Origin of the sequence: Corynebacterium sp. ACRPZ, assembly GCF_022346205.1 — a bacterium.
GTDB lineage: Bacteria > Actinomycetota > Actinomycetes > Mycobacteriales > Mycobacteriaceae > Corynebacterium > Corynebacterium lehmanniae.
Window position 1 is genome coordinate 158,184 of record NZ_JAKRMR010000003.1, and the last position, 21,095, is coordinate 179,278.

Annotated in this window: 20 protein-coding genes; 17 read left to right on the top strand and 3 right to left on the bottom strand. The window is 65.3% G+C overall.

What is annotated here, in order from left to right; all coding sequences use genetic code 11:
* The 5 genes from MHX64_RS03330 to MHX64_RS03350 are packed head-to-tail and all read left to right on the top strand — an operon-like array spanning nucleotide 1 to nucleotide 4,999.
* A complete protein-coding gene (locus tag MHX64_RS03330) occupies nucleotides 1–1,107 on the top strand; it encodes a Xaa-Pro peptidase family protein (protein ID WP_239355752.1) in 1,107 nt (368 codons plus the stop codon).
* Nucleotides 1,100–1,864, top strand: coding sequence for an SDR family oxidoreductase (locus MHX64_RS03335; RefSeq protein ID WP_239355751.1), 765 nt, complete (start codon nucleotides 1,100–1,102; stop codon nucleotides 1,862–1,864). Before MHX64_RS03330 ends, MHX64_RS03335 begins: the two co-directional genes overlap by 8 nt.
* 26 nt (nucleotides 1,865–1,890) lie before the next feature.
* On the top strand, nucleotides 1,891–2,421 hold the full coding sequence (locus MHX64_RS03340; RefSeq protein WP_239355750.1) for an FxsA family protein: 531 nt from the start codon (nucleotides 1,891–1,893) through the stop codon (nucleotides 2,419–2,421).
* Nucleotides 2,422–3,999: an apolipoprotein N-acyltransferase gene (gene lnt, locus MHX64_RS03345; protein ID WP_239355749.1), complete on the top strand. Its 1,578-nt coding sequence runs from the start codon at nucleotides 2,422–2,424 to the stop codon at nucleotides 3,997–3,999. It abuts the gene before it with no gap.
* Nucleotides 3,956–4,999, top strand: a complete 1,044-nt coding sequence (locus MHX64_RS03350) for a polyprenol monophosphomannose synthase (protein WP_255710947.1) — start codon at nucleotides 3,956–3,958, stop codon at nucleotides 4,997–4,999. The genes lnt and MHX64_RS03350 overlap by 44 nt, the downstream gene beginning before the upstream one ends.
* A gap of 80 nt (nucleotides 5,000–5,079) precedes the next feature.
* On the opposite strand, the gene MHX64_RS03355 is transcribed toward MHX64_RS03350, so the two are convergent.
* Nucleotides 5,080–5,457: an RNA polymerase-binding protein RbpA gene (locus MHX64_RS03355; protein WP_070473852.1), complete on the bottom strand. Its 378-nt coding sequence runs from the start codon at nucleotides 5,455–5,457 to the stop codon at nucleotides 5,080–5,082.
* A 118-nt stretch (nucleotides 5,458–5,575) separates the two neighbouring features.
* On the opposite strand from MHX64_RS03355, the gene MHX64_RS03360 reads away from it, so the two are divergent.
* Nucleotides 5,576–5,923, top strand: a complete 348-nt coding sequence (locus MHX64_RS03360) for a hypothetical protein (RefSeq protein WP_070473850.1) — start codon at nucleotides 5,576–5,578, stop codon at nucleotides 5,921–5,923.
* Nucleotides 5,924–5,930: 7 nt separating this feature from the next.
* Nucleotides 5,931–6,641 carry a YceI family protein gene (locus MHX64_RS03365; protein WP_239355748.1) on the top strand — a complete coding sequence of 237 codons (711 nt, stop codon included), beginning with the start codon at nucleotides 5,931–5,933 and terminating at the stop codon, nucleotides 6,639–6,641.
* A 150-nt stretch (nucleotides 6,642–6,791) separates the two neighbouring features.
* On the opposite strand, the gene MHX64_RS03370 is transcribed toward MHX64_RS03365, so the two are convergent.
* The gene (locus tag MHX64_RS03370) at nucleotides 6,792–8,033 is read right to left on the bottom strand and encodes a class I SAM-dependent methyltransferase (RefSeq protein ID WP_239355747.1); all 1,242 of its coding nucleotides are present in this window, start codon (nucleotides 8,031–8,033) and stop codon (nucleotides 6,792–6,794) included.
* A gap of 212 nt (nucleotides 8,034–8,245) precedes the next feature.
* On the opposite strand from MHX64_RS03370, the gene MHX64_RS03375 reads away from it, so the two are divergent.
* From MHX64_RS03375 to MHX64_RS03395, 5 genes are all read left to right on the top strand, one after another.
* Nucleotides 8,246–9,583: an NAD(P)/FAD-dependent oxidoreductase gene (locus MHX64_RS03375; protein ID WP_181888409.1), complete on the top strand. Its 1,338-nt coding sequence runs from the start codon at nucleotides 8,246–8,248 to the stop codon at nucleotides 9,581–9,583.
* Between the two features lie 331 nt (nucleotides 9,584–9,914).
* Nucleotides 9,915–11,966 (top strand): pyruvate formate lyase family protein, encoded by a 2,052-nt coding sequence (locus MHX64_RS03380; protein ID WP_255710979.1) that lies wholly within the window; start codon nucleotides 9,915–9,917, stop codon nucleotides 11,964–11,966.
* A 45-nt stretch (nucleotides 11,967–12,011) separates the two neighbouring features.
* Entirely contained in the window at nucleotides 12,012–12,263 is a 252-nt protein-coding gene (gene grcA2, locus MHX64_RS03385) for an autonomous glycyl radical cofactor GrcA2 (RefSeq protein ID WP_181888407.1), read from the top strand.
* A gap of 3 nt (nucleotides 12,264–12,266) precedes the next feature.
* Entirely contained in the window at nucleotides 12,267–13,142 is an 876-nt protein-coding gene (gene pflA / locus MHX64_RS03390; RefSeq protein WP_181888406.1) for a pyruvate formate-lyase-activating protein, read from the top strand.
* Between the two features lie 187 nt (nucleotides 13,143–13,329).
* Nucleotides 13,330–14,400: a magnesium and cobalt transport protein CorA gene (locus tag MHX64_RS03395; protein WP_181888405.1), complete on the top strand. Its 1,071-nt coding sequence runs from the start codon at nucleotides 13,330–13,332 to the stop codon at nucleotides 14,398–14,400.
* Here the strand turns inward: MHX64_RS03395 and MHX64_RS03400 are convergent, their stop codons facing one another.
* Nucleotides 14,401–14,850, bottom strand: coding sequence for a PaaI family thioesterase (locus MHX64_RS03400; RefSeq protein ID WP_239355745.1), 450 nt, complete (start codon nucleotides 14,848–14,850; stop codon nucleotides 14,401–14,403).
* 52 nt (nucleotides 14,851–14,902) lie between these two features.
* On the opposite strand from MHX64_RS03400, the gene gndA reads away from it, so the two are divergent.
* From gndA to MHX64_RS03425, 5 genes are read left to right on the top strand one after another with little or no spacing between them, the layout of a single operon-like run.
* Nucleotides 14,903–16,372, top strand: a complete 1,470-nt coding sequence (gene gndA / locus MHX64_RS03405) for an NADP-dependent phosphogluconate dehydrogenase (RefSeq protein WP_239355744.1) — start codon at nucleotides 14,903–14,905, stop codon at nucleotides 16,370–16,372.
* Between the two features lie 42 nt (nucleotides 16,373–16,414).
* Nucleotides 16,415–17,743, top strand: a complete 1,329-nt coding sequence (locus MHX64_RS03410; RefSeq protein ID WP_239355743.1) for a DEAD/DEAH box helicase — start codon at nucleotides 16,415–16,417, stop codon at nucleotides 17,741–17,743.
* 17 nt (nucleotides 17,744–17,760) lie between these two features.
* Complete coding sequence (locus MHX64_RS03415) at nucleotides 17,761–19,161, top strand: hemolysin family protein (protein ID WP_239355742.1); 1,401 nt, start codon at nucleotides 17,761–17,763, stop codon at nucleotides 19,159–19,161.
* Complete coding sequence (locus tag MHX64_RS03420) at nucleotides 19,158–20,210, top strand: hemolysin family protein (RefSeq protein WP_239355741.1); 1,053 nt, start codon at nucleotides 19,158–19,160, stop codon at nucleotides 20,208–20,210. The genes MHX64_RS03415 and MHX64_RS03420 overlap by 4 nt, the downstream gene beginning before the upstream one ends.
* The gene (locus MHX64_RS03425) at nucleotides 20,211–21,068 is read left to right on the top strand and encodes a 3-methyladenine DNA glycosylase (protein ID WP_239355740.1); all 858 of its coding nucleotides are present in this window, start codon (nucleotides 20,211–20,213) and stop codon (nucleotides 21,066–21,068) included.
* The last annotated feature ends 27 nt before the right edge of the window (nucleotides 21,069–21,095 follow it).

Here is a 21,095-nt window from a genome sequence, read left to right on the forward strand (position 1 = left end):
ATGACTGCATTCGACTCTGATGTGTACACCGAACGCCGCAAGCAAGCCGTCGAGCTGGTCAAACAGCGCGGTTTGGGTGGGCTGGTCATTGGCACCGGCGCGGAGTTTGCCTACCTCACCGGCTCCTGGACCTCTTCGCACGAGCGTCTCACCGCGCTGGTGATCGCGCCAGACGGTGCCACCGTGGTGGCACCGGTGACGGACATCCAGTCGCTGGGGCTGGACGGCGCCCCAGACGTCGAAGTGATCGGCTGGCGCGACGGGGACAACCCCTACAAGCTCGTTGCGGAGCGCCTCGCCAGCGGCACAGTGGGGCTGAGCAGCTCTCTGACCGCGGACCACGTTTTCGCGCTGCAGACGCTTTTGCCCGAGACCGAGCTTGCCTCCGGCGCGGTGGCGGTACTGTTCATGGTCAAAGACGACGAGGAGATCGCTGAGCTTGCGAAGGCCGGCACCGCCATCGACCGCGTTCACGAGCGCGCCGCCGAACTGCTCCAGCCGGGCCGCACTGAGCGCGAGATCGCCGATGAGCTGCACGAGCTGATCCTTGAAGAACACGCGAACGTGCAGTTCGTCATCGTCGGCTCCGGGCCAAACGGCTCCAACCCGCACCACGACTTTTCCGACCGCGTCCTCGAAGAGGGCGACCCTGTGGTGGTGGACCTTGGCGGCGCGCTGCCGTCCGGTTACCAGTCCGACTGCACCCGCACCCACGTGGTGGGCGATGTGGCCAAGGCGCCGGAGGATTTCCTCGAGGCCTACGCGGTACTGGAGCGCGCGTTCGACGCCGCGTGCGCTGCCGCCAAGCCCGGCATCACTGCCGGCGAGCTCGACGCTGCGGCCCGCGACGTGATCGCAGACGCCGGCTACGGCGAGTACTTCACCCACCGTCTCGGCCACGGCATTGGCCTGTCCGGCCACGAGCGGCCCTTCATCGTCGCCGGCGGCGACATCGTCTTGCGCGAGGATATGACATTTTCCATCGAGCCCGGCATCTACGTGCCGGGCAAGTGGGGCATGCGCATCGAGGACATCGTGCGCATGACTGCAAGCGGCATCGAAACGTTCAACCACACCCGCCGCACGCTGGGCGGCGACGATGCCTAGCTCGACCGGGCCTGGCTCCACCGGGCCTGGCTCTACCGGGCAGGGCGCAGTGCTCCTGCTCGGGGCGCGCAGCGACATCGGCGGCGAGATCGCCGAACGCGTCTGCCAGGGCCGCGAGGTCGTGCTCGCGGCCAGGGGGAGCGGGGGACTGGAGGACGTCGAGAAGCGTTTGCTCGCCGCGGGCGCGACCGCGGTGCGCGCGCTCGACTTCGACGCCACCGACGTGGAGTCGCACCGGCGCATTGTCCGCGAGGCGGGCGAGGTGAGCACCGCAATCGTGGCGTTTGGCATCCTCGGCGACCAGGATCTCGCAGAGCGCGACGAGCGCGAGGCCGCCCGCATCGCCACGGTGGATTACCTCGCTCAGGTAAGCATGCTCACGGTGCTTGCGGACGAGATGACGCGCGGTGAGATCTACGCATTTTCCTCCATCGCGGGGTGGCGGGCGCGCCGCGCCAACTACGTCTACGGCTCCACCAAGGCGGGCCTGGACGCGTTCTGCCAAGGGCTGATGGACCGCCTGCACGGCAGCGGGCTCAACCTCATCCTCGCGCGACCGGGCTTCGTCATCGGCAAGATGACGCAAGGGATGACACCGGCAGTGATGTCGGTGACCCCGGACGTGGTCGCGGACTCGGTGGTGGACGCCGCCGCGCGTGGCAAGAGTGCCACGGTGTGGATCCCGCGGCGCCTGGCTGTCCTCGCCGCGATCATGCGCGTTGTGCCGCGGCCGGTGTGGAGGCACATGCCGAGGTAGCGGCCAAGCCAGGTACCCTCGTGGCCATGCCGATTCCTCTTCTCGCATACTTCCTCGTCGAAGCGCTCGCGTTTTTTCTGGTGGCGAAGGCCATCGGTGTTGGCTGGGCGCTTCTGGCGATTTTCGTGCTCATGATCGCCGGCGGCGCCGCGGCCAGCATTGCGCTGCGCAACTCGCTGCTGCAGGCCGCGCACGGCCGCTCCAGCGTGGGCAAGCTCGCGGGCGATTCCGCGCTGCTCATCGGCGGCTGGACGCTTTCCGTCATCCCCGGCTTTGTCACCTCACTGATCGGCCTGCCGCTGGTGTTCGGGCCGACGCGCGCGTTGATCCGCAAAACCATGACCAAGCGGGCGCGCGCCGCGGTGGAGAACCTGGGCGTGCGTGTCTACGACGCCACCCCGATGGGGCAGTTCAAGACGAGCTACGGCTCTTTCAACCAGCCGGGTGCGCAGCCGCAGGAGCAGGTCATCGATGCCGACGAGCTGGAGCAGTGGTACCGCATGGACAGCCCCGAGCGCCCACAAGACCCAGGCGACAGCACCGGAGGGACGCGCTAAATGCCGGCGTTTCTCCGTTTCGGACTCGCCGCCGTTTCCGGCTGGCTGGTTTACCTCTCGTACGAACCTATCGGCCATTGGTGGGCCGCGGTGCTCGGCATCGCGCTGCTGTGGCTCACACTCGTGCCGTGGCCCAGACGCACCACGGCGGCGCTGGGCATGGCGGGGGAGGCGCAGGAGCGCCCGTCCGTACGCTTCGGCGCGCTGATCGGGTTCACACATGGCCTGTTTTGCTACCTGTTTTTGCTGCCGTGGGTCGGCGAGTTTGTCGGCGCCATGCCGTATGTCGCGCTGGCCATCACCATGGCGCTTTACGCGCTGGCCACCGGCGCGTTCGGCGTGTTGGTGGCCCGCTTACGCTACGGCGCGTTCGCGTTCCCGCTGGTGTACCTGGCTGTCGAGTTCGTGCGCTCCTCGTGGCCCTTCGGCGGCTTCGCGTGGGTGCGCCTGGCGTGGGGGCAGATCAACGGCCCGCTGGCGGCACTATCGGCCTGGGGTGGGCCCGCGCTGGTCACCGTCGCCACAGTACTTGTGGCGGTCGGGTGCATTTCGCTTCTCGACGCCACGTCCCGCCGCCCCGCCGCAGCCGCCATCATCCTGCCGCTGGCTGTCGGGCTGATCGCAAACCTCGACGTCGGAAAGGACAGCTCCACCGTTGATCAGGCCCGCGTGGGGGCCGTGCAGGGCAACGTGCCGCGCATGGGTCTGGATTTCAATGAGCAGCGTCGGGCGGTGCTGAGCAACCACGTCAACGAGACCCTGCGGCTCGCGGAAGCGGCCGACGAATCCGGCGAGGAGCTGGACATGGTGTTCTGGCCGGAAAATGCATCCGACGTCAACCCGTTCGTCGACGCGGAGGCCGAGGCGCTGGTGGGTGCGGCGGTGCGCGGCGTGGATGCGCCGTTGCTGGTGGGCACGCTCACCCGCGACGATGTCGGCGCACGCAACACCATGGTGGTCTTCGACCCGGAAACAGGGCCAGGGGAGCGCCACGACAAGCGCTTCTTGCAGCCGTTCGGCGAATACATGCCCATGCGCGATTTCTTCCGCAACTTCTCCGACCTGGTGGATTTGGCGGGCGACTTCAAGCCCGGCGACGGCAACGGCGTGGTCCACATGGGCGGCATTCCAGTTGGCGTGGCCACCTGCTACGAGGTGGCGGAGGACGAAGCCTACCGCATGGCGGTGCGTGGCGGCGCGCAGATTTTGTCCACGCCAACGAACAACGCCACCTTTGGTTTCACTGACATGACGTACCAGCAGCTGGCGATGAGCCGGATGCGCGCGATCGAAACCGACAGGGCAGTGGTGGTTGTTGCCACCTCCGGTGTCTCGGCGATCGTGCACCCGGATGGTCGCGTGTCGCAGCAAACGGAGATCTTCGAGCCCGCGCATCTGATTGAGACGCTTCCGCTGCGTACCGGCACCACACCCGCGGTGCGGTTCGGGCAGGTTTTGGAGTGGTTGATGGTCGCCGCCGGTGTGGCGCTGATGCTTGCCGCAGCCGTGTCCGCGCGCCGGTCGCAGCGCGGGTATGCTCCTACCGGAGAACAACAGCGTAAACCTGAGGAGAATTAGCGCCGTGGCCAACCAGACTCTGGTGATCATTCCGACCTACAACGAGGTGGAGAACCTCCCGCTTATCGTCGAGCGCGTGCTGGCTACGAAGGATGCCGTGGACATCCTCGTCGTGGACGACAACTCGCCGGACGGCACCGGCGCGAAGGCCGACGACCTCGCCGCCGCCCACGACGAGGTCAACGTGCTGCACCGCACCGGCAAGGACGGCCTGTTGGCCGCCTACCGCGCCGGCTTCAACTGGGGCCTGGAGCGCGACTACCAGGTGCTGGTACAGATGGATGCCGACGGCTCTCACGCGCCGGAGGAGCTACACAGGCTTCTCGACGCGCTGGATGACGGCGCCGATCTGGCCATCGGCTCCCGCTACATCGAGGGCGGGGAAGTGGTCAACTGGCCGAAGAACCGTTTCCTGCTGTCCAAGCTGGGCAACCAGTACGTCTCCATCGCCCTCGGCACCGACGTAGCGGACATGACCGCAGGCTACCGCGCCTTCAAGCGCGAAGTGCTGGAAGAGTTGGACCTGGATTCGCTGTCCACCAAGGGCTACATCTTCCAGGTGGAGATCGCGCACAAGGTGGACAAGCTGGGCTTCGACATCCGCGAGGTGCCAATCACCTTCGAGGACCGCAAACTCGGCGAGTCCAAGCTGGACGCCAGCTTCGCCACCGCCTCGTTGGCTGAGGTGACCAAGTGGGGCGCCGCGGACAAGGCCACCTTCGTCAAGGACTTCACCTCCGAGACCGTCCGCCAGCTCGTCTACGCCGTGGAGCACTCGAAGCTTTCCGACGTCCGCCGCAAGGCCGCCGACGCTCCCGAACAGATCATCAACGCCATCGGCGAGTTCGGTTCCGTGGCGAAGCACGAGATCGACAACGCCAACTTGGGCAAAGTCCAGGCTAACGCCGCCCGCCACGTCAACGACGCGATCCACTTGGGCGAGGAGACCGTCCGCCAGGCGCTCCACGCGCTCGGCTTCGACGGCAAGCGCAAGAAATAGCGGCCGACAATAGGGAAGTGCCCGCCTCCGCGAATTGGTTTCGCGGGGGCGGGCACTTGCGTGAGCCGTCGTAAAGCCAGCTAGCTCTCGTTGGCCTGCTGCTGCTCCTTGGCAATGCGGGCGGCGGTGCGGCGGCGTTTACGAAGCTGCTCCAGGCGCTCCTCGAGCAGGACATCGAGCTCCTCGATGCTGCGGCGCTCACGCAGCATGTCCCAGTGGGTGCGCGGCGGCTTGGCGGGCTTGGACTCCACGCCTTCGCCCTCCATGAGGGTGCCGACCTGACCGTTCTTGCACATCCATTCCTCGGGGATTTCGGCGTCGTCAGCGAACGGCACCTCGAACACCTCACCGTTGGGGGTGCGGTACTTCGCCATCTGGCGTGGCGCGAGATCGTGGTCGCGGTCCGTTTCGTAGCTGACTGCGCCCATGCGGCTTCCGCGAAGAACTCGATCAGCCATGGCACTCACCATCCTTTTCAACCCGTTTGTTTTCAGTCGCTCCAGTATAACGGTGCAGTTCTGCGAATTGTTCCCGGGCACTTTTGTTTCATCTACACATGTAATAGAATATGTAACTGTGACGGATAAATTACGTGCCCTTACCAAGAAAACTGCCACATGCGCCTGGTGCGGGAAGGAGATCCCCGTGAACCGCGGCCGCGGCCGGAAACGCAAGTACTGCGGCCCCTCCTGCAAGCAGCGCGCCTACGAACAGCGCACCATGCTGGCCGGTACGTCGGTTGACGAGGACGCGGTGATTCTCAACCGAAACAAGGTCGCAGAGTACCGAGACCGGCTTTACGCGCTGCGGTGCGCCGCGGAGGATATCCGCACGGCGGCCGCCGAAGGCGCGAAGCCTGACGATTTGGCCCCGCTTTGTGACGAATTAGTAGAATTGGCCCAGCAACTCGAAAGGCTGAGGTGATTTCCAGGTGGAGAAAAGTGCGGCAACCAGCGCAAAGACGCGTACAACCCTGATCGTTGTCGTATCCATTTTCATCGTCGCGGCGGTGCTGGTAGCCATGATCCCGCTGCTGATGACCCTGTTCAAGGGCGGCGGCGTCAAGACGGAGGGCATCGATGCCGACAAGGTGACCGCGGCCTCCACAGAGCTCGACGGCGACTGGGAGGTGACCAACCGCCCGGGCGACAACGTCACATCCGCCGGCTTCACGTTTGAAGAGGTGCTGCCGGGCGAGCGCCGCAGCACGTCGGCGTCCACGCGCGCGGTCACAGGCTTCGCGACGATTGCCGAGGGCACGCTGACCGCCGGCGAGATCACCGTGGACATGCAGCACCTGTCGTCCGACAGCGACAAGCGCGACTCGTCGGTGCGCCGCCGCATCTTCCACACGGACGAGTACCCGGAGGCGACGTTCAAGGTCACGCGTCCGGCTGACGTGTCCGCCGTGCCGGAGGACGGCACCGTGGGCACCGTGGAGCTCACCGGCGAGCTGACCATCCACGGCGAGACCAACGAGATCACGCACGAGTTCGACGTTGCGCGCTCGGGCGACCATCTGATTGTCGCGGGCGACATTCCGATCAACCGCTTGGACTACGGCGTGGAGACTCCGGAGCTCGTCGCGGCGAAAATCGCCGAAGAAGGCGAAGTCAACGTGCGCATCAACATGACCAAGTAGATAGGCCTGTTTACGTAACGTTACGTTAAAAGGGGTATATGGAAGGGCGTCGGGTGCGAGGAGCGCTCGGCGCCTTTTATGGTTCCATCGTATAAAACTGTCCGATAATGTACATTATGTCAAGTACGGTTCTGGTGGCTGGACTCCTACCTAGCGACGGCCTCTCCTGTTCCGCCGCGCCAACGTGATCTGAGCCAGATCGATCATCCCCAGCCGCGCCATCGCTTCACGTAACGCGAACTGCCACACCCACAGGCGGCGGAACACGGCGTCGTAGCCGTCTGCCGCCGCGTCGCGCAGCTTGCCGTCGAACGTGATGCGCTGCAGGCGCAACGACGCCGCGAGATGCTCCGGCGCCGACGTCTGCGCCACAACGCGCAGATCCGTCTCGCGGTCGACCGTCTTGCCGATCTCCGCAGCCGTCGTGAAATGCAACCCCGGCCAGATGTACGCCCGCAGAGACTCCAACGCGAGATCCGCCGTCCGGTTGTACGCCTTGGCGCGCACCACGGTTTGCAGACTGGCTCTGCCGCCCTGGCCCAGCAACGCGTCCACAGCGAGCAGATACTGCCGCTGCTGTCGCCGTGGCATCGTCTCCAGCATCTCCATGCTCACAACTGCGTCATAGACCCCGCGGCGCTGCTTTGCCACAGCGTCCGGGCCTTCCGCGATGCGGTCCACAGTGACCGATCCGTCCGTGCCTGCCAGCACGAGCTGCTCGCGCATGGCCGCATACAGGCGGGCGTCGCGCACGACCGCATCTACAGTCGCGCCCCGTTCTGCCGCGGCGAAAGCAACCGCTCCGCCGCCGGACGGATACTCCAACAGGTGCGTACCCGCACCCGCCCCCAAAAGGTCCAAAATAGCTCGTACGCTGCGGGTTTGCGCGTCCTTCAGGTCCGCGCGGTCAGACTCTAACGGGGACCCGAATTCCGTCACGTCGACGAAATGATCCCGAGGTTCACGGCCTCTACCAGCACCTTTGGTGTGCGACTTCACCCGCATGCGCTCAGTGGTGGCAACGCCGGTGGAAAAATGGCCCTGAAATGCGCTCAGCCCGTCTCCGGAAAAATGGGCCACCAAGTCCGGCGGCAGCTCGCCCGGTGTCGCGGGCCGCACCGCGTCCACCCTACGGGTGCGCGGGAGGTAGCCGGTGCGCAGGAGGGCCGTGAGGACGTCGACAAGCTGCTGCGAACCCCCGGTCGACCACTCTCCCGCCATGTAGCCCTCCGCGAGCCCGACCCACCCGCTCGCGGCGATGCGCTGGAACACCTCCGCGCGCTCAACCGTGAGATCCGCGCCGTCGCCCTCGAAGGACAGTCCCGCTTTCGCGCACGCGCGGGCAAAGCCCGCCTCCGCAAGCCTCGTGCGTAATCTGCCTGGCTGCGGCACTGAAGCCACTCCCGGCCAAGCGTCTGCATCGACCGACTGTAGGTGCGCTGGGGTGTTCGCGGGAGTGCTCTCGGACATTCCTCGGATGCTACTGCGCCGGCAGCTCAGATGCGGAGTGCCACGGCGGAGCCTGGCCGCGCGGTTTGCTGGCGGGCGCGTACTATGTATGCCGTTCCGATTAATTACGTCATTGACCCGAGGAGATATCACTCATGGCCTCTCAGGTGTACCGCCCCGAAGGTAGCCGCCACCACGTCGTCATCGTGGGCGCAGGTTTTGGCGGCGTGAACGCGGCAAAGGAGCTCGCAGATGCAGACGTCGACATCACGCTGATCAATAACACCAACCACCACCTCTTCCCGCCGCTGCTGTACCAAGTGGCAACCGGCCTGATGTCCTCCGGTGAGATCACCGGCGACGTGCGCCAGATGTTCAGCAACCAGCAGAACGTCCGCGTCGTGCGCGGCACCGTAGAAACGGTTGACGTGAAGGCGAAGACCGTCACCTCCGTCGAGGGCGGCAAGGAATCGACCTTCTCCTACGACTCGCTCATCGTCGCCGCCGGCGCTGGCCAGTCTTACTTCGGTAACGACCACTTCGCCGAGTTCGCTCCGGGCCTGAAGACGCTGGACCACGCGTTTGAGATCCGCGCCCGCCTCATCGCCGCCTTCGAGCGCGCCGAGCTTGCCGAGACCCCGGAAGAGCGCGACCGCCAGCTGACCTTCGTCATCGTCGGCGCTGGCCCGACCGGTGTGGAGCTGGCTGGCCAGGTGGCAGAGATGGCGCACCGCGCGTTCACCTCCGGCCGCTACTCCTTTAGCACCGAGCAGGCCAAGATTTACCTCCTTGACGGCGCTCCGCAGGTGCTGCCGCCGTTTGGCAAGCGCCTGGGCAAGAAGGCGCAGCGCGAGCTTGAGAAGGCCGGCGTGACCGTCATCCTCAACGCGATGGTGACCAACGTGGATGCAGAGAGCGTGACCTACAAGGACATGAAGTCCGAGCAGGAGACCACCATCAGCACCCCGACCAAGATCTGGTCCGCCGGTGTGGCCGCTTCCCCGCTGGGCAAGCAGGTCGCAGACCAGCTCGGCGTTGAAGCAGACCGCGCGGGCAAGGTCGCGGTCAACGCCGACCTGTCTGTCGGCGACGATCCGAACGTCTTCATCGTCGGCGACATGATGAGCCGCGACCGTCTCCCGGGTGTGGCGCAGGTGGCCATCCAGTCCGGCGCGTACGTCGGCAAGATCATCAAGGAGCAGGTCGAGCACGACGTCGCACCGGAGAGCCGCGACCCGTTCGAGTACTTCGACAAGGGCTCCATGGCCATCATCAACCGCTTCAACGCTGTGGTGAAGATGGGCAAGGTGGAGATCACCGGCTTCATCGGTTGGCTGATGTGGCTGGGCGTGCACCTGTCCTTCCTCACTGGCACCCGCAACCGTCTTGTGGCTGCCACCGAGTGGACCACCAACGCCTTCTCCCGTGCCCGCCACAACCTGGCGGTAACTGAGGGCCAGCTTGAGGTCTCTGAACTGGACAACGAGAAGTAGTCCCTCGCCTTTTTCCGGGCGTGCTGTAGCCGCGCCTCTCCCCCGGCCCCGAACCTGTTTACCCAGGCTCGGGGCCATTTTTCGTCCCGCTTAGAGCGTAACCATTCGAGTGGGAAGAATCACACCTATCGTATTACCTTTATTGTTCTCACGTCCCCTACAATCGTGTGTGAGCGGCCCGCGCTTTGAAAGTACATGGGCATGTTGATTGGGCAAGTGCAGCCGCGAGAGATCCTCATAAGCTTTACCGAAGGACTGTGCAACTGTGACTGTTTCTACAGAGCCGCAAACCGAAAACCGCGCGTGGGAAGGCTTCACGCCGGGACCGTGGATGGAACGCATCGACGTTCGCGATTTCATCCAGCGCAACTACACCCCGTACGACGGGGATGCTTCGTTCCTCGAAGGCGCCACCGAGAAGACGCTGCGCCTGTGGGACTACCTGGACAAGAACTACCTCGCCGTCGAACGCGAGCGCCGCGTCTACGACGTCGACACCGAAACCCCCGCCGACATCGACGCGTTCAAGCCGGGATACATCTCGGATGACGACGATGTCATCGTCGGCCTGCAGACGGACACCCCGACCAAGCGCGCGATGATGCCCAACGGTGGCTGGCGCATGGTCGAGCAGGCCATCAAGGAGGCCGGCAAAGAGGTCAACCCGGACGTGAAGAAGATCTTCACCCAGTACCGCAAGACCCACAACGACGCTGTCTTCGATATCTACACTCCGCGCATCCGCGCAGCCCGTTCCTCCCACATCGTCACCGGTCTTCCGGATGCCTACGGCCGCGGCCGTATCATCGGCGACTACCGCCGAGTGGCGCTCTACGGCGTGGACTTCCTCATCGAGGAAAAGCAGCAGGCCAAGGACGCGTCCGTGGAGAAGGGCTTCTCTGAGCACTGGGCACGCTACCGCGAGGAGCACGCCGAGCAGATCAAGGCGCTGAAGAAGCTGAAGAAGATGGCCGCAGACTACGGCTTCGACATCTCCGGCCCGGCAACCAACGCGAAGGAAGCCGTGCAGTGGACCTACTTCGGCTACCTCGCCTCTGTGAAGAGCCAGGACGGCGCCGCCATGTCCATTGGCCGCCTCTCCCCCTTCCTGGACGCGTACTTCGAGCGCGACCTGGCCAACGGCACCCTGACCGAGGTTGAGGCCCAGGAGATCATCGACGCACTGGTGATCAAGCTGCGCATCGTGCGCTTTCTGCGCACCGAGGACTACGACCAGATCTTCTCCGGCGACCCGTACTGGGCAACCTGGTCCGACGCCGGCTTCTCCGAGGACGGCCGTCACCAGGTGACCAAGACCTCGTTCCGCCTGCTGCAGACGCTGCGTAACCTCGGCCCGGCGCCGGAGCCGAACATCACCATCTTCTGGGACCCGGAGCTTCCGGCGGGCTACAAGGAATTCTGCGCCGCAATCTCCATCGAGACTTCGTCTCTGCAGTACGAGTCTGACAAGCAGATCCGCGGCCAGTGGGGCGACGACGCCGCCATCGCCTGCTGCGTGTCCCCGATGAAGGTGGGCAAGCAGATGCAGTTCTTCGGCGCCCGCGTCAACGCAGCGAAGGCTCTGCTCTACGCCATCAACGGCGGCCGCGACGAGGTCAGCGGCAAGCAGGTCACCGACGGCGACCACACCCCGATCCAGGGCGACGGCCCGCTGGACTTCGACGAGGTGTGGCAGAAGTACGAGGAGATGCTCGACTGGGTTGTCGGCACCTATGTCGAAGCGCTGAACATCATCCACTACTGCCACGACCGCTACGCTTACGAGTCCATCGAGATGGCGCTGCACGACTCCGACATCGTCCGCACCATGGGCTGCGGCATTGCCGGCCTGTCTATCGTGGCGGACTCCCTCTCCGCGATTAAGTACGCCAAGGTCACCCCGGTCCGCGACGAGACCGGCCTGGTCGTCGACTACATCACCGAAGGCGAGTTCCCGTTCTACGGCAACGACGACGATCGCGCGGACGACATTGCCGCCACGGTGGTGCACACGGTGATGCAGAAGATCAAGGCCATCCCGCTGTACCGCGACGCCATCCCGACCCAGTCGGTGCTGACCATCACCTCCAACGTGGTCTACGGCAAGGCAACCGGTTCGTTCCCCTCCGGCCACAAGGCTGGTACCCCGTTCGCACCGGGCGCTAACCCGGAGAACGGCGCGGACAACCACGGTATGGTCGCGTCCATGCTCTCCGTGGGCAAGCTCGACTACAACGACGCGCTGGACGGCATCTCGCTGACCAACACGATCACTCCGACGGGCTTGGGCCGCAACAAGGAGGAGCAGGTGACCAACCTGGTCGGTGTCCTGGATGCAGGCTTCATCATGGACAACGCCGACTCGGTCATCAACCCCGCCTAACCAAGACTTCCCCATCCACCTTTTCACTCTGAAGGAGACAACATCATGGCTACCCCTACTTTCGACGAGCGCCTCGCTTCCATGAAGGCTTCCCGTTCCGCTCACCACATGGACTCTGGCCTGTACCACGCAAACATCAACGTGCTGGACGAGTCCACGCTGGAGGACGCAATGGAGCACCCGGAGAACTACCCGAACCTCACCGTTCGCGTCTCCGGCTACGCTGTCAACTTCGTCAAGCTGACGAAGGAGCAGCAGCGCGACGTTATCTCCCGTACCTTCCACAAGGGCGCTTAATATATGGCGCAGGACGGAACTAGCGGCGTCGTCACGCTTTCGCCCGAGCAGGGCGAGCGCGTGCGCGGCGTCGCTGCCGGTTTAGGCGGACTGTCCACCGACGACCTGGAGATCACCCGCCCCGAGCTGTTCGAGGCCCGCCGCACGGGCGAAATCGGCCTCATCCACTCGTGGGAGCTGGTCACAGCTGTCGACGGCCCCGGCACCCGGATGACCATCTTCTTGTCCGGTTGCCCGCTGCGGTGCAAGTACTGCCACAATCCGGACACGATGGAAATGAAGGAAGGCACGCTCGAGCGTATCGACGATGTCGTGCGTCGCGTGCTGCGCTACAAGCCGGTCTTCAGCGCTTCCGGTGGCGGGCTCACGCTCTCTGGCGGCGAGCCGCTGTTCCAGATCGCGTTCACGCGCCGCCTGCTGAAGGCGGTGCACGACGCGGGCGTGCACACCACGATCGACACGTCCGGCTTTCTTGGTGCGCGACTCACCGACGAGGACCTGGACAATATCGACCTGTTCCTGTTGGACGTGAAGTCCGGCGATTCGGAAACGTACGAGCACGTGACTGCCCGCCAGCTGCAGCCGACGATCGACTTCGGCGACCGGTTGCATGCGAAAGGCAAGCCCGTGTGGATCCGCTTCGTGCTGGTGCCCGGTCTGACGGACAGCGAAGAGAACATCCGGAACGTCGCCGACATTGTCGCGCGTTGGAAGGGCACCGTGGAGCGCGTCGAGGTGCTCCCCTTCCACAACATGGGCGCCGATAAGTGGGAAAAGATCGGGCTGGATTATGAGCTGGCGGACGTCAAGCCCCCCAGCCCGGAGGCTGTCGAGCACGCGCGAGACATCTTCCGCAGCCGCGGGCTGACGGTGTTCTAGCGGCTTTTCGCCCGGGTGGACACCCGGGCGCACCCCCGCTAGACAACCGTCGCGATCAGCGTAGTATTACCTAAGTTGTCGAGCGCGCCAGGGGCGCACTCTCCCGCCGCACGGGGGCCACTGCGCCGCAGCGCCAAGATCCTGCATTGCTACCGGCCCCTCGCACGAGTGAAAGGGGGCTGAAGCAATGCCACCACGTATTCCAATGCCGGGTCAACGACCGAAGAAGGTACAGCCCCCCACGCGCAGCATCCCGGTCCCCCTCGAGCGCCAGATCGATTTCTGCCGCGTCTTCGTGGACGGCAAGCGCCAGCCCGGCAATGTGCGGATGTCGCACGCGCTCGAGGTTGTGGAGCGCTACGAAAACGCCTTCGTGTGGCTGAGCTTGAAAGAGCCGACCACGGAGCAGATGGAGAAGATCGCGGAGGTCTTCGACATCGAGGACCTGGTCGTCGACGACGTCGTGGATGCGCACCAGCGCCCGAAGATCGAGCGACACGACGAGCAACTGTTCATGGTTGTGCGGTCCGTGTCCTACCGCGACGATGAAGAGGTCGCGGACGCCCGCGAAATCATTTCCACCGGCGAGGTGCAGATGATCGTCGGCGAAAAGTTCGCCATCACCATTCGTCACGGTGCTCGCCTGCCGGACCTCACGCCAAAGCTTGAGGACGAAGAAGATCTCGCCGTGCTCGGCCCCACCGCCGTCGCTTGGGCGGTGTCGGACTACCTGGTGGATAACTACCTCAAGGTCGCCGACTTGCTCGAGGACGACGTGGACGAGTTGGAAAATGAGGTGTTCACGCCCCGCCGCACCATCAACATCGACAAGATCTACACCTACAAGCGTGAGATTTTGGAGATGCGGCACGCAATCGATCCGCTCGCTCCTGCCCTGCGTAACGGCCTGACCAGCAACAAGGACTTCATGCGTAAGGTCCTGCGCACCTACTTCCGGGACGTGCAGGACAACTCCACGATCGTCAGCGACCGCCTGTCCGGCTTCGACGAGCGTCTGACGTCGCTGCTCGATGCGTCGGTAGCCAAGATCACCATGCAGCAGAACTCGGACATGCGCACCATCTCCGCTGTCGTCGGCATGGCCGCGGTGCCGACGCTGATCGCGGGCATTTACGGCATGAACTTCGAGCACATGCCGGAGCTTGGGTCGCGCTACGGCTACCCCGCCGCGCTTTTGGTCATGCTTTTGGCCATCTCCGCGATGTGGTGGTGGTTCCGCAAGAACAACTGGCTGTAGCTAGCGGTCCAGCACCATCAGCTTCAGGTTGGTTACGGCGGCCAGCTTGCCGTCGGCTGTCATCTCCACGCGCCACAGGTGCGTGCGCTTGCCGACGTGCACGGGTTCGGCCACCGCGCGAATCGTCTGGCCTAGCTGCACGCTGCCGAGCAGGTCGGTGTAGTTGCTCATGCCTACTGCAGGCTTCGCGCTCGCCGCCACGGCTGCGATGGAGGCAAGCGTCTCCCCGATCACGCAGTACAGTCCGCCGTTGACGATGCCGGTGGGCTGCAGGTGGCGCTGCTCCACCTCCAGCGCCCCATCGAGGCGGTCTTTGGAGCAGTACGTCAGCTTCAACCCCAGCGTCTGGGCGAAATCAAACTCGCCGGAATTGATGTAGGACAGCTCTTCTTCCGTCAGAGGGGCCTCGATGACCTCTCGGTACAGGCGCAGATTCTTCTCCATGTCCATGCCGGCCAATCTTACGGGCGAAAGCGGGCGCACCCCGCGTAGAATCCGGCGTATGACTGCAGAACACAACGGTGACCAGCTCGCTCAAATCGGTGTTGTCGGCATGGCGGTGATGGGCTCCAACCTTGCCCGCAATTTCGCGTCCAAGGGCCACACCGTGGCCATCTACAACCGCTCCCCGGAAAAGACCCGCGCGGTCGTTGAAGAGTTCGGCCACGAGGGCAATTTCATCCCCTCCGAGTCGATCGAGGACTTCGTCGCATCGCTGGAGCGCCCCCGCAAGGCAGTGATCATGGTGCAGGCCGGCGCCGCCACAGATGCAGTGATCAAGCAGCTCGTGGAGGCCATGGACGACGGCGACATCATCATCGACGGCGGCAATTCCCTGTTCACGGACACCATCCGCCGCGAACGTGAAGTCGCTGCAGCTGGCCGCCATTTCGTCGGCGCCGGCATCTCCGGCGGCGAGGAGGGTGCGCTGCGCGGCCCGTCGATCATGCCGGGCGGTCCGGTGGAATCCTGGGAGACTCTCGGGCCGCTGCTAGAGGACATCTCCGCGAAGGTGGACGGCACCCCGTGCGTGACCCACATCGGCCCGGACGGCGCCGGCCACTTTGTCAAGATGGTGCACAACGGCATCGAGTATGCGGACATGCAGGTCATCGGCGAGGCCTACCACCTGCTGCGCTACGCGGCGGGCCTCGAGCCGGCGGAGATCGCGGACATCTTCACGGAGTGGAACAAGGGCGACCTGGACTCCTACCTCATCGAGATCACCGCGGAGGTGCTGCGCCAGGTGGACGCGCGCACCGGCAAACCGTTCATCGACGTCATCGTGGACGCCGCCGGCCAGAAGGGCACCGGCCGCTGGACGGTCAAGGAAGCGCTGGACCTCGGGGTTCCCACCACCGCCATCGGCGAGGCCGTCTTCGCCCGCGCGCTGTCGTCTGCGCTGGCTCAGCGCGAGGCGGCCCAGGAGGTCGGTCTGCCTGCGGGTGAGACGACGACGTTGGAGGCCGGAAGCGTCGATAAGCAATCGTTCGTCGAGGACGTGCGGCGCGCGTTGTACGCCTCCAAGCTGGTGGCGTACGCGCAGGGCTTCGACGAGATCAACGCCGGCTCCCAGGAACACAACTGGGACATCAAGCCCGGCGATCTCGCGCGCATTTGGCGCGGCGGCTGCATCATCCGCGCGAAGTTCCTCGACCGTATCACCGAGGCCTACGAAAAGGACCCGGAGCTGCCGTCGCTGCTTTTGGACCCGTACTTCAAGGGCGAGCTGGACAAGGGCCTGGTCGATTCCTGGCGCCGCGTGGTTGTCACCGCAACCCAGCTGGGCCTGCCGGTGCCGGTGTTCGCGTCCTCGCTGTCCTACTACGACTCGCTGCGCGCGCAGCGCCTGCCGGCTGCGCTGATCCAGGGCCAGCGCGACTTCTTCGGCGCCCACACCTACAAGCGCGTGGACATGGAGGGCACGTTCCACACCACGTGGTCCGGCGAGCGCGAGGAACTGAGCTACTAGCTCGGCTTCTCCCCTTTCGTCCGACCGCGTAGACTGCACTGAATGACTACATTCGCCGATCTCGGTTTGCCCCGGGCCATTGTCAACGTCCTGGGCAAGCAAGGCATCACAGAGCCCTTCCCCATCCAGGAAGCGGCGATCCCCGACGCGCTGGCCGGCAAGGACGTGCTGGGCCGCGGCCCGACAGGCTCCGGCAAGACCTTCACGTTCGGCCTGCCCATGCTGGCTCGTCTCGCAGGCGCTCCGAGCACCCCGGGCCACCCGCGCGGCCTTGTTCTGGCGCCGACGCGCGAGCTCGCCTCGCAAATCCGCGAACGCCTCGAGGACCCCGCGGCCGCGCTCGGCCTGCGCGTGCTCGATGTTGTGGGCGGTGTGAACATCAACCACCACATCCGCTCGCTCGCGTCCCCGGTGGACCTGCTGGTGGCCACCCCCGGCCGTGCCGAGGATCTGATCAACCAGAAGAAGCTGTCCTTCGATTCGGTGCAAATTGCTGCCCTGGATGAGGCGGACCAGATGGCGGACATGGGCTTTCTACCGCAGGTGCGCAAGCTTTTGGACCGCACCCCGAAGGACGGTCAGCGCCTGCTGTTTTCCGCCACCCTCGACGGTGACGTGGAAAAGCTCATCGCCCGCTACATGCACGACCCCGTCACCCACTCCACCGCCCCGGTGCAGGCGGCGGTAGACACGATGGACCATTACCGCCTCATGGTGGGCGGCCGCGAGGAGCGCAACGAGATCGCGCTGCAGATCGCGGCGCGCGAGGGCAAGACCATCATGTTCATGCGCACGAAGCACGGCGTGGACCGCCAGGTGAAAAAGCTGCGCCGCGCCGGCATCCACGCCCAAGGCCTCCACGGCGACAAGGGCCAGGGCGCGCGCACACGAGCGCTGGAGGGCTTCGCCGACGGCTCCACCCCTGTGTTGGTGGCCACGGACATCGCGGCCCGCGGCATCGACGTCGACGACGTCTCCCTGGTCGTGCACGTGGACCCGCCCGCGGAGCACAAGGCGTACCTGCACCGCGCAGGACGCACAGCACGAGCCGGCACGTCCGGAACCGTGGTCACCCTCGTGATGGACGACCAAGCCAAGGAAGTCGCGCAGCTTCTGCGCAAGGCCGGCGTGGACGCGCCCGAGGTCAGGGTGGCTCCGCTTTCGGAATCCTTGGTTACAATCACCGGTGCACGCACACCGGAAGGCACGCCGCTTCCTCCGCCGGGCCAACCCCAGCGGCCGAAGAGGACCGCTGCCTCCGGCAACCGCAAAGCAGGCGGCAACCGGAGCCGCAATGCCAGCCGCGGCGGAAGCAACAACCGCAACCGCGCCCGCCGCACGGACCGAAGTCGAAGGAGTAGCGGCCGCTAAGGCACAGACCACCATCCATGGACATACTCTTATCCATCCTCGCCCTACTAGCGTTCGTGCTGCTCACGGCGTCGACCGGGCTTTTCGTCGCGATCGAATTCGCCATGACGGGCCTGGAACGCTCCACCATCGACGCCCACGTCAAGGAGCGGGGCGACGCCACAGCGCGGGCGATTGCGCGCGACCACGCAAACCTCTCGTTCGTGCTCTCCGGCGCGCAGTTGGGCATCACGGTGACCACCCTTGCCGCCGGTTTCCTCGCAGAGCCGGTGCTGGGCAAATTCTTCACCCCGGTCCTCGAGCTCGTCGGACTGCCTGCAAGCGCGTCCACCACTGTCGCGCTCGTCCTCGCGCTGGTGGTGGCGACGTTTTTGTCCATGGTGTTCGGCGAGTTGGTGCCGAAAAACGTGGCCATCACGGACCCGTTGAACACGGCCCGCACGGTGGTGCCGCCCGTGCACTACTTCAACACGGCGACCAAGCCGTTCATCCTGTTTCTCAACACCGCCGCGAACTGGGTGGTGCGCAAGATGGGCATCGAGCCTGCCGACGAGCTCGCGTCCGCCCGGTCCTCCCAGGAGCTCGGCGCGATGGTGCGCAACTCCGCTGAAGCGGGCGGTTTGGATGCGGCTACTGCCGCCGTGATCGACCGTTCGTTGCGTTTCGGCGAGACGACGGCTGAGGAAGTGATGACGCCGCGCTCAACCATTGATTCACTGGACGCGGACGACACCGTCGCGGATTTGATCACCCTCGCGCGCGAGACTGGCCACTCCCGCTTCCCGGTGCGCCGCGGCGACTTGGACGACACCCTCGGCGTGGTCCACATCAAGGACGCCTTCTCGGTGCCGCACGAGTTCCGCTCCACGACGAAGTTGGCTTCCCTTGCACGTCGGGTGCCGTTCGTGCCGGGCACGCTCGATGGCGACTCGGTGCTCAACCGCGTGCGCTCCGCAGGCTCTCAGGTGGTGCTGGTGGCCGACGAGTACGGCGGCACCCAGGGCCTGGTCACCATCGAGGACCTTGTGGAGGAGATCCTCGGTGAGGTCTACGACGAGTACGACGACCAAGAAAGCGAGAAGGACTTCACCCGCTTCGGCACGTCCTGGGAGGTTGCGGGCCTCGTGCGTCTCGACGAGTTGGAGGAACGCACCGGGTTCGCCGCCGTGGACGGTCCCTACGAAACCCTCGGCGGCCTGATCATGGCCACGCTGGGCCGCATCCCCGAGCTCGGCGACGAGGTCGTGCTGCGCACCGCCTCCGCGGCGAATTTCCAGGAGGAGCTGCAATCCGGCGGCGCCGGCAATTGGCTGGCGCAGGTCTCCGAGATGGACGGCCGCCGCATCGACCGCGCGCTGCTGCGCCCGGTCCCGCCCGAGGAAGCAGGCGAAGTTGGAGAGGCGGTGGACACCAAGTGAGTATCTGGTTGGCAGCACTGCTGATCGTCGCGCTGCTCAGCGCCAACGCGTTCTTCGTGGCCGTCGAATTCGCACTCGTCTCCTCCCGCAAGGACCGCTTGGAGTCGCTCCTTGCGCAGGGCAAAACCAAGGCTGAGGGCGTGCTCTACGCCACCGAACACCTCTCGATCTACCTCGCCGGCGCACAGTTCGGCATCACGGTGGCGTCGCTGATTCTGGGCAAGGTGGCCGAGCCTGCGATCGCCTCTTACATCGAGGCGCCGTTTGAGGCGCTGGGCATGCCCGGCGACCTGCTGCACCCCGTCGCGTTCGTGCTCGCCCTGCTCATCATCTCGTTTCTGCACATCTTGTTCGGCGAGATGGTGCCGAAAAACATTGCCATCGCGGGCCCGGAACGCATGGCGATGTGGCTGACCCCTGCGATGACGCTGTGGATGAAGCTCACGCATCCGCTGCTGGAATTCCTCAACTGGGTCGCGCGCAAGACGCTGCTGCTGTTCGGCATCGAGCAGCGCGACGAGCTCGAATCCACCGTGGACCAGGAACAGCTCGCCACCATGATCCAGGAGTCGCGCGAGGAGGGCCTCCTGGACGCCGAAGAGACCGTGCGCCTGGCCAAGGCGCTGCGCCAGGACTCCCGCCAGCTCAAGGAAGCCATGATCCCGCTGGCCCAGGTCACGACGATCCCGTACGACCCGCGCGGCATCCGCCTCTCCGTCATCGAGCAGGCGGTCCAAGACACCGGCTACTCCCGCTTCCCTGTCCGCATCGACGCCAGCTCGCTCGCCGGCTACGTCCACGTCAAGGACATCCTGGACCTGATGGAGTTCCCGCAGGGCGATCCGCGGGTCTCGCTCAAGCGCATCCGCCCGCTGACTACAGTCGACGCCGCCCAGTCCATGGACGACGCGCTCGCGCTGCTGCACCGCCGCTCCGCGCACATGGCGGAGGTGCACGACAACGGCAAACTCGTCGGCGTGGTCGCGCTGGAAGACCTCATCGAGGAATACGTGGGCACGGTGTCCGACTGGACCCACGAGGGCGAGTAAATGCAGGTACTCACCCCCGAGGAGTACATGCCGCGCATCGCAGCTCACGCCGCCCGCGCCGAACGCTGGACCGCGCCAAGGGTGGCGCGCCGGGCACGTGGCAAGTATCACCCGGTGTGGGATTTCCTCTTCGATTACTACCCTCAGCGCCCCGCCCACCTGAAGCGCTGGCACCCGGGCGTCGGCGTCGCGCTCGAAGACGCCGGTTCGCTCCCCCACGCCGGCTGGCGCGACTATGTCTGCAACAAGGGCACTGTGCTTCTCGACGTCCAACGGTTCCTCACCCACCGCAGAGGCGACGTGGAGGAGGCGGAGGCCATCCTTCGGTCCGTCGATAGGCGTGAAGCCCACTTCGACTGCTTCGGCATGCACGAGTGGGCGATGGTGTATCGCACGGACAGCCCGCGCCACAGCCTGCCGCTGCGCCTGGGGGCGGAGGGCACGAACGCCGTGGTGGAGGCGCACAACGTCAAGTGCACGCATTTCGACGCCTTCCGGTTTTTCACCCCTGCGGCGCGGCCGCTGAACCTCACGGTGCTCACGCGCGAGGGGCAACCCGACAACGACCAGGCCGGCTGCGTGCACGTGAGCATGGACCTGTACAAGTGGGCGATGAAGCTCGGCCCGCTCGTGCCCGGCGAGCTGCTGATGGACTGTTTCGAGCTCGCCGCCGACGCCCGGCGCCTGGACATGGAGGCCTCCCCGTACGACTGCCGGAGCTTGGGCTTCGGCGTGGTGGCTGTGGAAACGCCCGAGGGCAAGGCGGAGTACGTAGCCTGCCAGCGCGAGCTCAGCCGCCGCGCACAACCGCTGCGCCAGCGGCTTGTCGCGGTCATCGACGCCGCCTATCACGGCTAGACTCGAAGACGGTTTTCACTCGTTCGA